Below are 15,985 nucleotides of genomic sequence, written 5' to 3'. Positions count from 1 at the left end.
ACGATAGACTGCAAGAAAAATCCAGGAAAGAAATATGAAAAACCCCGGGCGGTCACCCAAATTCCTCTATATGAACGGCCCCCTTTGCGCCAGGCTTCTTGTGCGTTGAAGAACAGGATAGGTTGCAGCTCTATATGCGACCTTCTTGCAGCCGGTATAGCCGCTGCGGGTCTCTATGAAATCCGCTGACTCGTGCCTCATTCCGGGTGAGAGCTCGAAGCTCGCTGGAATTTCCAGGTTTCACGAATCCCGGTCTTACCTGTGCTGTCATTACACTCGATTGCCAACGCAACTTTACGACGGGATTATCCAACTCGATTGAACTGCTCGTTAAGCGGAATGCTTGCTCAAGCCGACTTCAGGCTGACATGATCTTTCGTGTACGGTCTGGCGTGCGCCAGTACTGCCCAGATGATTCGCGCCATCTTGTTAGCGAGCGCGACCATCACCACGTTCAGTGGTCTGCGCTTTTTCATCTGTTCGATCCATTCTGTAGGCTCCTTCGTGTGAAACAACACGCTACGAGCGCCATGAATTAGCAAGGTTCTCAAATAGGTGTCGCCACGCTTGCTGATCCCAAGCAGTTTTATTTTGCCGCCTGAGCCTGTTTGCCCAGGCACCAGACCAAGCCACGCTGCAAACTCGCGTCCCGATCTGAACGATTTCGGATCACCCATCGTAGCAACGGCAGCTGTCGCGGTCAGCAGGCCAACGCCGGGGATGGCAGCGATTGCATTGCACGCCTTGTCCTCTTTCATCCATGTCTGCAGGCGTCGTTCAATTTCGGCAATTTGTTTATCCAGTGCTGTCAGCCCGTTCCATTGTTCACGCAGGGTGTTGATTAGAATCGCCGGTAGACGATCGACCAACCGTTGCAACACACTTGGTATCGCCTTGTCCAACGCGGCGCGCCCCTGGGCCATCACTTCACCGTACTCAGTCAGCAAGCCACGGAGGCTATTGATCTGCATCGTGCGAAACTTCACGAGTTGCTGCCTCATCCGATGCAGCGCAAGAACGGCTTGCTGTGCCTCCGTCTTCACTGCAACCGCTTTGCTAGGCATTTGCGTTGCCATCCAGATTGCGCGCGCATCGGCAGCGTCATTTTTGTTGCCGGTATTGAAAGCCTTAACGAATTTAGCTGGCATCAGCTTTACCTCGTGACCCATTTCGATGAGCCGCCGTGCCCAATGTTGCGCACCGCTACAGGCTTCCATCCCGATCCTACAAGGCGCACGATTTGCGAAATGCTCCAGGAACACTGCGCGCTTAACCGGCTTGTTCACGATTTCACCGGTGTCTAGGTCGACCCAGTGCAACTGGATGACGTTTTTCGTAATGTCCACACCAACGGTCGTATGCTTCATTTTGGATTCTCCGGTTTGCCTGTGAAGATCTCCATCATCTAACGATTTGGGCACTTTTACGCGGTCGGCCGACGGAAGTGCGTCCCCCGCACGATCTTGTCGACGGGTGGGGGCCGTTCATTTCATTCCGGGTGTGGTCACTTCAAACTCCTCCACCCTTGGGCTCGAGCTAGGCAATTTGTAGCCGCTGGTCGCGCCGTGTAGCAGGACGTTATTTTTACCTCCTTGGCCAGCCTTGGAGGTGGGAGTTGAACGTCTTGAAGCAGCATCAGCAAAGTACCGTGTTCACGCTTCTGGAGCTCGGGAAGAGCCAGCGTGAGATTCACCGGATCACCGGAATCGACCGCAAGACGATTCGCCGCTACATGGCGATCTTCGCGGCGCGCGCGTTTACGCCCGCAAATTCCCCCACCTCCCGCGACCATCGGCTCAGAAGACGCGGGCCAAACTCCTCCACCGCCGCGACCACCGGCTTTTCAGGCAGCGGCCGTCAAGGAGCACAACTTCGATTTCGCCCGTTCATTGTGCGAGCCCCATCGGCAATGGATCGAAGAGCAAGTTCGCTTGCAACGAAACGCTCAGGCTATCTACCAGGATCTCGTTGATCAATACGCGTTTGCCGCGAGCTACGAGAGCGTCAAACGGTTCGTGCGTGCCTTGCGCCATATCGATCCGGAACAATTCGACCGTCTTGAGTTCCTGCCAGGCGAGGAGGCTCAGGTTGACTATGGCGAGGGTGCGCCGACCCTCGATCCGAAGACGGGACGCTATCGGCGACCACGGCTATTTGTGATGACTTTACGTTTTTCGCGTCACAGTTTCCGCCGGGTCGTATGGAAATCCAGCCAGCAAGTGTGGGCGCAACTTCACGAAGAAGCGTTCAGATATTTCGGTGGTTGTGTTCAATACATCGTCCTCGATAATCTTAAGGAAGGCGTCATCACGCCGGATCTATACGAACCGGAGATCAATCACCTCTACGCCGCGATGCTCGAACACTACGGCGTGGTTGCTGACCCGGCGCGCGTGCGGGATCCGAACCGCAAGGGGACCGTTGAGAACGCAATCCAGCATACGCAAGGCACCGCGCTTGGCGGCCGACGCTTCGACTCTATTGAGGAACAGAACGCGTTTCTCGTGCGCTGGGAAGCGAACTGGGCATCCAAGCGCTTGCACGGCCGCGCCCGCCGTCAGGTCGAGGCGATGTTCCAGGAGGAGAAGCCGCACTTGCGGGCGCTGCTCCTGGCAGGATTCCGCTACTTCGAGCAGGTCGTTCGCACCGTATCCGACGACACGACCGTTCGAATCGACCACAGCTGGTACGCAGCCCGACCCGCCGCGATCGGCAGCATGGTGCTGGTGCGCATCTTCGATTCAACCATTGAGGTTCGCGACCGACAGACACAGACGCTGCTTCGTATTCACCCGCGCTTTAAACAGCCGGGCCAATTGCTGTTGCCTGAAGACGAGCGTCCGTTCAATCCATCCCGTCAAACAGCCTTTCTTCTATCGGCCGCTGGCGACATTGGGCCGCAAACCAAGGCGCTTTGCCAGCGGATGTTTGACTCCGAAGAGCGCGTCGGTCAGCGCGGCATGTGGGGCATCGTCGGCCTCGCGAAGAAGTATCCGGCCCGCATCGTCGAGCAAGCCTGCAGTCAGGCACAGGAGCACCGCCTGCGTTCGTATAAACAAGTTCGCGGACTGGTCGAGCGGCTGTTCGACCAAGCGCTGGAGCGGCTCAGCGAAGCGCCGCAACTCGCTTTACCTCTTACCCAGGATCACGCGCTAATCCGTCCAGCCGCCGAATACGGCGAGCTGTTCAATCTCGGCGCGCAACAGCAGCTCAAAGAACCGTCCTTGACCACTGGAGAGACCAACAAATGACCATGTCGATGCCCGAAATCGAGCGATCGCTCAAACAACTGCATTTGTCTGGTGTTCGCGACACGCTAGAAACACGCGTGTTGCAAGCGCAAGCGGCAAACCAGCCCTTTCTGGAAACCTTCTCAATGATTCTTCAAGACGAACTCGATCGCCGCCAATCACGGCTCGTCGAGCGCCGGCACAAACAGTCGGGCTTGGAAGAGAGGCTTACGTTCGCCGAATTCGATTGGTCCTTCAATCCAAAGCTTCCACGCCAAGCCTGTCTGGAGTTGAGGACGTTGAAGTTCGTCACGGCCGGCGAGAACGCGCTTCTTATCGGCAAACCGGGCACTGGCAAGTCGCACGTCGCGAAGGCGGTCGCCAACCAGGCGGTCCTGCAAGGCTATAAGGTCCAGTATCTTGAGACCGACGACTTCTTCACACGCTTTGAGCTTAGTGAACCACCACAACAAGAGAAGCGTTTGCGGAGCATTCTCGAATGCGATTTGCTGGTGCTGGACGACCTGTTTTTATCCCGGTCGATTCCAGACGTCGCTGGAGCTTTGCTGCAAACCCTTGTTCATCAACGATACAAACTGCGCCGTAGCGTCATGGTCACGTCAAACCGCGTCGTTCAAGACTGGGGCGCCTACCTCGGCGACAACACCATGAGCAGCACGATTCTGGACCGCCTCATGCATCACTGCCATTCACTCGAATTCGACGGCCGAAGCTATCGCTTGAAAGAAGCTGCGGAAACCCTTGCGCGCAAATCCAAAGCGAGCTAAAAAACCATCTTTGTCCTGCTTTTAGGTGGAGGAGTTTGCGCGACCATAAGTGGAGGAGTTTGAAGTGACCATCCGGGAAACAAGCTGGACTGTTGTTTTTGGGCATGAGGATGCAATCTTGGACTGGTTAAGCTATGGGTCCCAGACTTTTCCGGTATTCGACCGGGCTCAGTGTACTCCGCGGCAAGGTCCGCGTCAGGGCGCGTGCCAAATGCCCCAGCGGGCGACCGTTTACGTTGCACGGCCTTCTCCGAGATCATTATCTGTTGCCGGCCCAACGATGCCTGAATGCGTCGATAGCCATAGCAACGGTGATTGTCTTCAAAGATGTCTGCAATGGTGCGATGCGCTTCAATATATTCGTCCATGGCATCAAGTCTTGCTCGAAAGTAGAAGTAAGAGCTGCGTGCCGGGCCTACCTCCTTCAGAAGATCCGGAACTTGACAGATGACCGTTTGAGTCCTGGGATGTCCCTTCTGATCGACTAACAACGCGCGTGTGTCCCGCGGGCGTCAATTCTCGTATCCAAACGTTAAGTGACGTGCGGACAAGATTGCCCAATGCTCTGAGTATCGCGGAGATGCAGCGGCCGTGGTCAAGATAGTGTTCGATGGCGAGCCGCTTCTGCTGCTGGGAATATCGCGGCTTCAAATGTGCGTAGCCTAAGGCAGATCAAGACGCAGTTTGCATCCCGGTGCCAGCTCTTAAGAGCATTCTTGGTCGGATATTCAAGCTGTCAGATAGTCGCCGCTGCGGAGGCGGTCTTCGCATGAAGACATGAGCTATCTCCAGGTAGTCCAAGATTTTGTCCGCATCCCCCTTAGCGCAAGTGGGTCACCCATTAGCCGTCCTCCGCCAAGAGCACGAATTAAATCCTCCGCTGCTCCGCGATTAGCTACTGCCCCATCGCCAATGCTGTCTTCTCTCAGTAACAAATCGTGCCTTGCGCCTCATCGTGTGGTTACGTGAATCGCACCAGTCACCCATGTGGTGTCAAGCGGACGTCCGAATCGCTATTCCGCCCCGACGGGGAACTGCTCCAGAGTCATCTCGGTTCTGTCCTGCGTCCAAGTGATGGTCAATTCTTTGGCTGCCGCTTGGTGGCTCCAAACCCTTGTGGCTCACAATCCGGACGACTCATTTCCTGCTAAAGCAACAACGATGGCAAACGACACGGCGTCCAATCAGTTTTGCTGGCTCAGTATCCAACCCGCTTGCGGGCTCACCGGCCGTTGCCAAGAATTATGTGAAGCATCGCTTCACAGAAAACTTCTCGCCAGTCTTCAACATATGAAAGCAAGCGCGAGCGAGCTTATGGGCCACCGCTTTGATGGCCACGACGCTGTTTCGTTTGGCTTTTTTTTTCCGCTGATAAAATTTGCGGGCGGCTTCGCAATAACGGATCGCAAAATTGGCAGCTTCGACATATGCCTATGCCAAGAAGCGGTTGCCGTTTCTTGGTATTGCCTTCTCCCTTTTTCTTTCCGTTGGACATATGAGCACTTCCGACCCAGCGATAATACGACGTGTTATTTCCGACGTCGGCGAAGCGACCAATATCGCCAGTCTCCAACAAAATGACTGTCGCCAGGATCGGCCCGATGCCAGCTACGGACCACAAGAGACGGTAATCTATGTGGCGACGGCAGTGCTTTGACAACGTCGCTTCGATTCCATCGATTTGCACCTGGAGCGCCTGCATAACCGGGAGGTTTGCTTTCATGCCTAGCGTCCCTGTCGGTCTAATCGGCATCGCATCGATATCATCTGAGGTCAGCTCCTTGACGCTGCTGCCAGAAATTGCGGCGCCCATGTGCTGGGCCATGCTTGTTTCGATCGAAACGATCTGAGAGGTCCGTTGCCCAACTAACTGCATGCGCCGATGCGCAAGGTCGCGGAACGCGCGATTAGCTTTGGGCATAATGTGGCCTTCTGGCAGCAAACCAAGCCGAATAACGTGCGTAAGATGACGTGCATCGGATTCGCAGCCGCGGTGCTTAAGACCATCGTATTGTTTGATAGCCGTGGTGTTGGCCAAGTGTATTAGTGTATTGAATGGCCTGCGACCATCAGCCCGTCAACCAGCCATTACCAGTTGTAAGTAGATTCGACGAGCACGCCAAACAGCTCGTGTTGATAAGGACTCAGCGCGGCACATATCGGTGCGAGATCGTTCGGTAGCCGCTTGGAATACACGGCCTTGTCGGCGTCGTCGGAGACGACAACAAGGCCGTTGTTGGAATGAAGACCAATGCCACAAGATAACATGACGTCCTCCTCGATAAAGTTCGGATTCGTACCGTGACTTTATTCCTCAGCTCTGCCGAAGTGAGGATGGCTAGATGACTATCAGTTTGCGTGGCCATCAACACGCACGACTCATATCGCGCTATCTCCACCAGACGGAGCTGTTGCGTCACTGCCCCGTCACTGACAGATTCCGAACGTTCCACGCGGCCAATCGGTTGTCGGTGGGTCCAAGCGTTTTTGCTTCCCCATTCGTTTCAATGCTGATTTCCGTTATGTCTTTCGGATCTGTATTTATCGTGGTTGAGAACTGCATAGGAGCACCGCCGTTTGATTCCAACGTGAATTCCTGAGCTGCACCGTCTCGTTTGACAAGCCGTACTGTAAGTGTCTGCTTCCCAACTGTCTTGTAGCCGAACGACAGGTTGGTGTGTGCAGTCGTTGACTGCACGGATTTTGTGTCGAATGTGAATTCGATCTTGTGAGGTACCCATTGCCACCAGTTGTCGCCGTCGCTCTCGCGCGCGTATGCGCCTTTAATTGTTGCGATAGTGATTGCACCGTGCCCGTCGTAGATGCCTACTTTGAACGGACCCACTACTTTGCCTTGCTCGACGTATCGCGGCTTGTTCCGCGCTTCCACGACGCAATCACCTGCGGCGATGTCTTGATTGCCATGGGCGCGGGTCATGTCATTGAGGTAATCGTCACCTGTCCAATTCGATCGAAGATCACGATCCGCCAAGAAAAGCGCAACGATTTCACGCGCTTTCACATCTTCGCCATTGAGAGCCAAATACACTGCTCTGTTACCGGGACAGATATCTAGGGCCGTATTTCGGAGATTAAGATAGAGTTGGCCCAGGTCTGGCGGTGAACCGTAATACCTGATGAAAGGATTGAATGCGCCAGCGAGCACTCGGGGTGGCGCGATGGCAGTAAGTATTAGGCCAAGGGCAAAGACGGTTACCACTGCGTGATTGAACTGCTTTCCCAAGGGACGTTTCAGGCGAATCATTCCGACCAAGATAAATACCGACATGAATGGACCGGCCCAATCGGATAGCTTGAATTCGCTCCAACTCGCACCGATGCCTGTTGGAAACGGTGACGGCACAAAGTATCGGAAATAAACGAGCCCGGCCGCAAACAGTGTCAGCATCACGCTTGCAGGCAATAGTTCGCCGTCACTTGTGCTTCGCCATATCGTCCGCCAGCTCGTGATTACCAAAACGGAAGAGATCGCCAGCACAACGACCCCTAACCAGAACGACGAAGAGCCCACGTTTGGTTGAAGGGCCCAGTTAAGTCCATCCCATGGACCGCCGTGAACGCCGAATGCATGTGCAACAAACCCGACTAACGCCCAATCGACTGGCATACCGACGACCGCGTGCGACTGAAGCATCACTGCGTTGACTGTACGCATCATTTCCGTATTAAGCAGCAGGATTGAAGCTCCCGCGACCTCGAAGCCATACGTGACAATCGTCTTAAACGCTTGATAGCGCGAAGCAACTAGTCCTGCGCTGGCGACCATTGCGACGACTACGAACGGCATGACTTCCGAATAGGTGTAAGTCATGGCGCCAAACAATGCGGCGAGGGGGACGGCTGCATTTGCACGTTCGCCCGCAGTTACCTGTCGAGTTGCAATTTGCTTCATGACCGGACCGGCCAAAAACAGCAACCCGGCGCCAAGCGCCAGCCCTAGTGTTTGCGGCATGAAACCTGATGTCGAACCGAACATCAGGCCTCCAATGGTAAACGTTGGGACCAAAAGTAGTGCCAGCCGGTGAATGCGAGAGACCCGGCGCAGATATCGCGAGACCGGAAATCCCGCAGACAGGCAACATGCCGACATCCCGAGAATGATTACTGATGGGTATACGTCGAACGCCCAGCGCTGGCCAGAGATTGCCTGGGCAAACGCGAGCAGATAACTGCCGCCCATGCGTAGACCGGCGTGTTGATACATGTAGATCTGACTTGAAGACGGAGTCACCGCGTCGAGCGGAATAGCTTTCGCAAATGCGTGACCCTGGAGCCAGTCACTATGCGCAAGGTACGTGAATGTATCGTTGTGGAGCATGTAAGCGCCGTGCATCAGAAGGCGCTGCAGAAACGCAGCGCCGCAGATTAACCCGAAGCAACTCACCAGAAAGGCTTGTTCTATCGCCCGTTTTTTTTCCCTTTCAAATATCAGAATGACCGCCGCGAAAGTCATGACGATGCATAGCGTGACGACTGGGTTGCCAAGGGGCAATTGTCGTCCGATGATGCTGGCACATATTACAATCATGCTAAGGCCCAAGATCGGGGCTAGATAGAAACGCGCAGCGCCTTGCAGTCTGAGCGGCAAAAAACGCGTCAGAACCCGGCCCAGAAATGTAGAAAGGCATAGCATTGCGGAGGAAATGAGGATGGTCTTCCAGTAAACACTCGGCATAAAAGGCTAGTTGAATTAAATGGTTCGAGACGATCTCACAAAGGGTATGAGCCCTAGCGAGACTTAAGGTGACATCCTCGCCGATCCTGTCTTCGGTTAGAAAAGCGAGGCCGCGAATTGTTGGAAGCTTCTTTGGGTGCTCATTCGCAATTTGGCATTCCGTGTGGTGGTCGAGTTATTTCGGCAGGCAGATGGCTCTTCCACTGTCAGTCTCGCCTTGAGGCCGCGTGCGACAAATAGTCCGAAGCCAAGTACAGACGCACGGGATTGCAAAAACCGACGATGTACTGGCTGATGCCGCACCTCGCTGTGGCTGGCATATTGGCACTGCCAAACGCGCTCCATTCTTAGACTCAGAAAGAAGATTTCCGTCACCGTGTTGTTCCAGCAATTTCCCTTGCTGCTCTTATTGAAAATCAGACGGTGCTCCTTAAGCAAGGCTTCGTATTCATCACTCGCGTACGAGCTGCCTTGGTCGGAATGCAGTAGCAGTCCCGGTGCTGGGTGACGCAATTGCAGCGCGATGGTCATGGCCGGATATGACTAGGTTGGCCGGCGTAGTGGGCGTCATGGACTATAATCTCCCACCTCGCATGAGCCTGAATACAGGTCTGGCACGACCGCCAAGTACATCCAGCCTGGACCTATGCTAATTTAAGTGATATCTAAAACATACGCGCGATTAGGCTCGCTGGTCAAACTGCCGGTGCGGCACGTCCTCCCCCGCCCACTGATAGCGGATGCCGACTGGCAGTCGTTGAGACGAAATTGCGCTTTCTGCTTGTGCACAAATCCACTTTGCGCATCAACGTACGCATCCGGCAGCGCTCAATACTTACTGCTTGCTTCTTGATCGACTATACCGCGCACGGATTGGTGTATCTCGCGCTGTTTGCGGCAGATACTACCTTGGCGTCGGTCTGATCATGCAGACGCTTTAAGCCCGGTCTGGAAGGCCGGTGCGAGGAGTAGCCAGAGTGCGCACCTTCAAAACGCGACAGGCGTCACTGACCGATACAGCCTCCAGTTAAAAGTGGGCTACCACGCGGTAAATCACTTCAGTCCGGCGACGAAGGCCGATGACTTTTGCAGCTATGTATTGTCCTCACGCAGTTGCCGACTCCCTATTTCAAGCTGGTGGATGCGCTGCTCGGTCGTCAGTAGTTTTGTCTGCGCCAGCCCCCGCTCGACTCGGCATCATGCTGCGCAACCCAGCGACATATGGCTGTCTCGCCGAGGTTCATCGACCGGTACACCTTGTTTAGCGGCGACCCCTGGGCTTGTATTGTATTCACCACTTCAGCACGATGTTGGCAGCAAATTGTGTGTCCTTCTTGTCATCCAGCGCATTTCCTTTTCGATTCGGGATTGTCCTTTCGATCGACCTGTCCGAGGAAACTAGACCACCATGGTGTTGCTGCCCCGAATTTCTATATGCTCTAATGTTCCTTGGTTTATGCGAAGACTATTATTAAGCATTGGTGAATGCTATAGCGTTCTAAAGGCGAGGCCAGACTGTAGGTATCTTAAAACGAGCTGATGCAGCAGGTCGATGATCTTATTGCATTATTTTGTTATGATCTCGGCTTACAATGGCTGTGCGCGAACCAGATTTAAGACCCGCCCGCCCCCGAGTAACCGTAAGCCGACACCGCAGTGAAAACACATGGCAAAAGCTGACGAAATTGATTACATTAAGAAAGTGGCGGAGGTTGAAGCGTTTTCTACTGATGACTTCATAGACTACCTTGCGCGCAAACCGTTCTCGGACGCACGGTGCGGTGAGTATCTGATGGACATTGCCCAGGTGATGATGCTTCTTCCTCCGCCGCCTGCCAAACTGTTAGATGTGGGTGTTGGAAGCGGATGGACCAGTGAGCTGTTCGCCAGCCGCGGTTACGAGGTGCTTGGGCTAGATATCAGTCCTGACATGATTGAGCTTGCGAACCGTCGAGCGCATGAGGGGCTTTCGTTCCAGGTTTGCGACTACGAAGCTGGCACCATCCCCACCGGTTTCGATATAGCCGTAATCTATGACTCACTTCACCACGCGGAGGATGAGTTCAAGGTCGTAAAGAATATCTTTGCCGCGCTCAACGACGGCGGGGTTCTCGTAACCGTTGAACCGGGCGCCGGTCACTCGACTACTGAAGACAGCATTGCGGTCATGAAGAAATACGGCACGACTGAAAAGGATATGCCGTGGTCGCTACAGCAAAAATTGATGCAGAAGGCGGGTTTTGGAAGCGTAGGACAGTATCTCCGTCTTACACAGATGCCGCTTACTGAGATCAGCAGTACGGACGGTTCCCTGGAGCAAGTGCGACATGCTATTTCGCTCGCCTACGAGACGTCGACCGGGTTGACGAGCATCGCGGTCGCAAAAAAAACTGCTGAGCCTGTTGATCCGTCAGACGCGCAGTCCGAAAGAAGTAAGGCGTTGCTTGACTTGTCCGAGGCACACGAAAGACATTTGAACCCGCCCGCGGCAATCGATCCACCGGCATTCGAGGTCGCAATGACGGCGCAACTGTCACTGATTGAACAGAGCGCTGCTAGACTTCATGACAGGTTCGAACAGCTGGACCAGCGGGTAGCGAGGATCGACAAACAGCAGGGTTTGGCTACTGAAGCCGTCATTGTCGAACAATGCGAACAGCTTCACCACGTGCGAAGCACTATAGATCAGGTGCAAGACGAGGTCGGTGAATTGAAAGCGACGATGCAGGCCTTGTCGGGTACCGATCTCGCCGAGCTGAAGGCTACCCTCTGGCAGCTGAGAGCCGTCGATTCCATCGAGATCAAGGACAGCATCAAGGCATTTCGGATCGAAATCGCGATCAATCTCACGCGAAAATTCCGACTGCTTGCGGGTGGTTTCGCAGTTGCCGCGCTGGGTGTCGTCGGGATGTTGGCGGTCGGCTTCCACTGGATTTAGCAAGGAATTCGTCCGTGGCACCACCCGGCAAGGTTGGCAGTTTCAGGTGACATCTTTATTCAACCGGCTCTGATCTCGTTGTAATAGGGCTGGCTGAACGACGGAAGGTCGCTGCGGCTTTTTCCCGCGAAGGTTTGAATTGAACTGTAGCGAGTCTCGCCTATGTGCCCGGTTCGGTGGCGATAGCGATCACGGCATTCCCTTTGCGAGATGTCTCGCCGAGTTGCACAAAAAGCGTCGCCGGTGGGGGCACTTTTAACGTTGTCGACAGCTCATGCCTCGTAACGGGCGATAACACTTTGGCTCATCGCGCCGCTCGGTTGCACGTGGTTTCGGGCCCATCCGGTGTCATGTCGAACTTGCGGGCTCCAGGTGTTGATCAAACGAAGCCTGCCGTTCTCGCAATCTGCTCGCGCTACGGCAGGGACGCTTGGTATTTCAGCCGGCTGGGATGAAATGCCAACCGCAATGCTGTTTCGCTTCAGTTCACGGCTAACGGTGGCGGTCGAGCATTCGAGTATTTGGGCCATCGCCGTTAGTTTGAACAACACGCCCGTTTCTGCATGGTCCTAGCGATGCATCCAGGCCGGATAACCTTCGAATCTGGCCGTGTTGCGGTGTCTGTCATTACTCGTCGCCTACCGGTGACAACTGCGTGCGATCGCGCATGGCCGCAAAAGCCATGCACACCGCTTGTTAGACCTATTCGACAAACGAATCCATTCTGTGCGGGTGTGAATCGATGCGAAAGATCAATAAAATAATAGCGTGGCGCTAGGCTTGCATGTAATCACTTAAGTTTTTATATTAAAACACGTAATACTCGATTTCATGTCGAATTCCGTGCACCTAAACGGCTGATCGTTGTTCTCAAACCGTATTCGGAGGGTAGTTCTATAATGGCTGATTCAGTTGTAGCGCCTCGTACTAAAGACGAGCCGATTCGTTCGGATTATCCGATTTGCGATCCCAACGCCTTTCCGCGATACGTAGTTAGCTTCTATGGCGGCGGTAATATGGTTGTCAGTAAGGAGGAGTACGACGCTTGGGAGGGCGTTGAATCCACGCATCGATACATTCAGCACATCGCGTTCCCCGGGTGCAACATGCGGCTGCAATATGAAGGAAAATTTTTGCCCGAATATGGGAAATTGGCGCCTCCTTCAGAATTGAAGAAACCCCTCCAATCGTCTGAGCCCACAACTGAGTCATGTCTGATAAATCGGACCTGAACAGGGCGTTAAAGAACGAACGGCGCGGACTGTAGCGGCGAGGTTTGTCTCTGGCCGAGTTTGCTGCGTACGAACTTGTGTGTCACCCGTGTCAAATATACGATTGGGCAGATTGATAGCACACGTTTATCACTGAGGTACTGGCACTCCACGATTCAAGTCTGCCCGCCCATAGTTAGTCAGAGAGCACGGAGTTGCGATACCGTGTCGATGCGGAGTACATATCATTGCTTTGCCTACCCAATGCCATCTCAAGTGTTGCTTCTTTCGCAAGATTGGCTTCCAGCATCTGCGAGACGGAAGACATTCCGATAGTATGCCAAAACGACGACTACAAAATCATGGAGTTGATCAACGCTGGGACCAGTTTCCCGAATGCACACTCTTTCGATTTGAAGTTGGCGTAAATAAGCGGGTGATATGTCTATTGCAGGAGAATGTCGGTACGTTGATGGTTCTATATCGATTTCAATCGCTCTGTTCCCGGATAGCCTGGTCGCACAATATCGAACTCCATTTGGGCGTCGAGGGTAACTAAGCGAGTTCTGGGGCGGGAAGTAAGAAAGCCCCAGCCAAGGGGCTCTCCTGTGTCAGATAACAAGGCGAGATCGGGGCGGTATTGTCGTTTTCCGTTTGTTCGGATTACTTCAGGACCCACGAGTAAATCGCCTTTATCATTCCGCGCGAGACAGTGTGGTTCCACTTAAGCGCGGCGGCAACCGCCGCGGCGCCAACTCGCAACGCGAACTTATTCCCGGCGCTTTCGCGCGTATGCCGTTTCTCTACCACCGCATGCGCATAATTGAACAACCACCGATCCGGGACTGTGCCGAACAACTTGACGAACATGTCGTTGATCTCAGCGTGAACCTTGATTCGTGCGCCGAGTGTCTTGTTATCGGCGTAAAGGCGTGAGCCGGCGAGCTTTTCACGGAGCAGTGCGAAGCGGACACCGACTTTTCCAAGCCGTAACCAGTACCCGTAGTCCATGCAGTAGTTCAGCGACTCATCAAGAGGGCCGTGCTGGTCGACGACACGCCGGCGGAAAAATAGTGCCGGCTGGCAGATGAAGCACGTTTCCTTCAATCGATCGAGATCCCAGTCCTCTATCGGATAGGCTTCAAAAGCATGATCTTCCAGATCGATGTGATCAGCCAGTCCGTAGACCACGTCGATTTCCGGATGCTGTTCAAAGAAAGCCACCACTTTCGCAATCGCACCCGGGTAATAGACATCGTCGGAATTCAGCCAGCCGATGATCTCGCCATCGGTCGCGGCGATCCCTTGGTTGACGGCGTCGGTTTGTCCCTTGTCCTTCTTCGATACCCAGCGCACCGGTGGCTTGAATGCCTTCAGAACGGACACTGTCGAGTCCGTGCTACCGCCGTCGAACACGACGTGCTCGATCTCCGCGCCCGTTTGCGATGCGACGCTTTGCAGCGTGCGTTCAATAAATTGTCCCTGGTTATAAGAGGGAGTGACGACGCTGACTTTCATGCAGAAACCTTCTCTGGGAACAATTCGATGGGAGTGTTGTCGTCGGCAACGATACTGCAGCGTTGCAACATGGCGGACAGCTCGCGCTGATCGTCGCCGAGCTTGTGGCGAGCGGGAACGAAGGTAGGTCTGATTTGTAGCTCGTAAAATCCGCCTGCGCCGTCCATGGGTAATGACACTACCACTTCAGATCCACGCTTGATCCTGACGGCATCACCATCCGGCTTACCTTCACGAAAACGCTGAACCGTAACCGAGCGCTGCGGCGCCCATTCGGGCGCGAGGAGCGTCACCTCCACACTGCGGGCGCCAAGGAGCGGGGCAGTCTGAATTCTCAGGTTTCCCCCGACCCAGCCGTCCACGTGCACGCCGGTAATCAGGTTCTCGTGTCTCGAATTCGCTAGCGCAGAGACAAACAGATCCCAGTATTCGTTCGCCATGCGTTTCGAATCCGAGAATTCATCGACGCGTCGCCGTCCCGCTTCAATTAATTTTGCGCGTAAGGATTCGTTCGTGACGAGCGTAATCATGGCCGCGGCAATTTGCTCCGGAATGCGCGGATCGAACATGATGGCGGCGTCTGCTGCGACTTCAGGCAGCGAGGTCGTATTGCTGCAAGCCACTGGCACGCCCGCCGTCATGGCTTCGATCACCGGTAGGCCGAACCCTTCGTAAAGCGATGGAAAAACGACGCCGCTGGAGCAAGAGATCAACGTGGCCAGTTCCGCGTTCGGCAGATAACCCGGAAAGATGATCCGATCGCTCAAATTCAGGGCGCGAGCAGCCCGCATCAGCCAGTCGCGTCGCGCACCCGGCGCACCCGTGCAGACGAGCTTGATATAAGGACCGAGTCCGCCTTCCCTGCACGCCATGCCGAACGCTGTCAGCAACATTTCATGGTTCTTGTGCTTCCAAAAATTTGCCGGAAAGACGAGATACCTCTGGCGCGTGAGTTCGAGACGATCCAGTACCTGCGTAGTTTGCGATGCGTCAGGTGCGATCCGGCGAGCCATGCGCAAGTGGATCGTTCGAATGCGGTCCGGCTCCAGGTCGCCATGATCGATCGCAGACTGGCGCGAGTAGTCCGAGATGGCGGCCAGCGCATCGGCTCGACGTGCTGCGTCTAAAAACGTCTGGGCTCGTTGCGCCACGTCCTCCGGCGTGAAAAACTCCGGATAGGTCTTGTATTGCAGATCGTAGATCGTGCAGACAGTGGGAATGCGGGGTTCAAAATACGTTGGCGCGGTGAACGGACAGAAGAGCAGATCGACGCCGAGCTGGCGCAAAAGTCCTTCAGTTCCACGGCGCTTGAGTCTCGTGTTAAGCCGATAAATCCCCCGGCTGAGAACCCGTTGGAACCTCGCAGGTACTTTCGGCACAACGCGTCCGGCAAGGTTCTTTAGGCGCGAGCGGCCGGAATTCGCTGTCAGTGCGCCCAGAACCATGCGACGTTGTACGTTCGGCCGGTCGAGTTTGGCCAGTTCATCGTGAGAAGCGGCCTGCGTTAACAGAATGAACTGCGCATCTGGCCTCATCTCCGCCAACTGACTCAGCAAGTCGAGCACAAATATTTTTGCGCCGCCATTTTCACCGCCTGGCAGTAC

Annotated in this window: 9 protein-coding genes and 2 pseudogenes; 3 read left to right on the top strand and 8 right to left on the bottom strand. The window is 54.6% G+C overall.

The window, feature by feature from the left end:
• Positions 1 to 347 precede the first annotated feature (347 nt).
• Positions 348 to 1,367 (bottom strand): IS110 family transposase, encoded by a 1,020-nt coding sequence (locus ACRWA7_RS29680; RefSeq protein WP_438394121.1) that lies wholly within the window; start codon positions 1,365 to 1,367, stop codon positions 348 to 350.
• Between the two features lie 248 nt (positions 1,368 to 1,615).
• Between ACRWA7_RS29680 and istA the strand changes: the two are divergent.
• Both istA and istB read left to right on the top strand, forming a co-directional pair.
• A pseudogene (istA, locus tag ACRWA7_RS29675) lies at positions 1,616 to 3,251 on the top strand (IS21 family transposase).
• Complete coding sequence (istB, locus tag ACRWA7_RS29670) at positions 3,248 to 4,018, top strand: IS21-like element helper ATPase IstB (RefSeq protein WP_438394119.1); 771 nt, start codon at positions 3,248 to 3,250, stop codon at positions 4,016 to 4,018. Before istA ends, istB begins: the two are co-directional and overlap by 4 nt.
• A gap of 233 nt (positions 4,019 to 4,251) precedes the next feature.
• On the opposite strand, the pseudogene ACRWA7_RS29665 reads toward istB, so the two are convergent.
• The 5 genes and pseudogenes from ACRWA7_RS29665 to ACRWA7_RS29645 all read right to left on the bottom strand — a co-directional run.
• Positions 4,252 to 4,458 (bottom strand): annotated as a pseudogene (locus ACRWA7_RS29665) (IS3 family transposase); the annotation flags it as partial.
• Positions 4,459 to 5,330: 872 nt separating this feature from the next.
• Positions 5,331 to 6,056, bottom strand: coding sequence for a transposase (locus tag ACRWA7_RS29660; protein ID WP_438394117.1), 726 nt, complete (start codon positions 6,054 to 6,056; stop codon positions 5,331 to 5,333).
• Between the two features lie 50 nt (positions 6,057 to 6,106).
• Entirely contained in the window at positions 6,107 to 6,286 is a 180-nt protein-coding gene (locus tag ACRWA7_RS29655; RefSeq protein WP_438394114.1) for a hypothetical protein, read from the bottom strand.
• Positions 6,287 to 6,434: 148 nt separating this feature from the next.
• On the bottom strand, positions 6,435 to 8,492 hold the full coding sequence (locus ACRWA7_RS29650) for a hypothetical protein (protein ID WP_438394112.1): 2,058 nt from the start codon (positions 8,490 to 8,492) through the stop codon (positions 6,435 to 6,437).
• A gap of 318 nt (positions 8,493 to 8,810) precedes the next feature.
• A complete protein-coding gene (locus tag ACRWA7_RS29645; RefSeq protein ID WP_438394110.1) occupies positions 8,811 to 9,245 on the bottom strand; it encodes a hypothetical protein in 435 nt (144 codons plus the stop codon).
• A 1,135-nt stretch (positions 9,246 to 10,380) separates the two neighbouring features.
• On the opposite strand from ACRWA7_RS29645, the gene ACRWA7_RS29640 reads away from it, so the two are divergent.
• Positions 10,381 to 11,652 carry a class I SAM-dependent methyltransferase gene (locus ACRWA7_RS29640; protein ID WP_438394108.1) on the top strand — a complete coding sequence of 424 codons (1,272 nt, stop codon included), beginning with the start codon at positions 10,381 to 10,383 and terminating at the stop codon, positions 11,650 to 11,652.
• 1,874 nt (positions 11,653 to 13,526) lie between these two features.
• On the opposite strand, the gene ACRWA7_RS29635 is transcribed toward ACRWA7_RS29640, so the two are convergent.
• Entirely contained in the window at positions 13,527 to 14,381 is an 855-nt protein-coding gene (locus ACRWA7_RS29635) for a glycosyltransferase family 2 protein (protein WP_438394106.1), read from the bottom strand.
• Positions 14,378 to 15,946, bottom strand: coding sequence for a glycosyltransferase family 4 protein (locus tag ACRWA7_RS29630; RefSeq protein ID WP_438394103.1), 1,569 nt, complete (start codon positions 15,944 to 15,946; stop codon positions 14,378 to 14,380). The genes ACRWA7_RS29635 and ACRWA7_RS29630 overlap by 4 nt, the downstream gene beginning before the upstream one ends.
• Positions 15,947 to 15,985: the final 39 nt, after the last annotated feature.

It is taken from the genome of Caballeronia sp. DA-9, assembly GCF_051615025.1.
GTDB classification, from domain to species: domain Bacteria; phylum Pseudomonadota; class Gammaproteobacteria; order Burkholderiales; family Burkholderiaceae; genus Caballeronia; species Caballeronia sordidicola.
The sequence above is the reverse complement of the archived record's forward strand: the minus strand, read 5'-3'. Positions and strand labels throughout refer to the sequence as shown.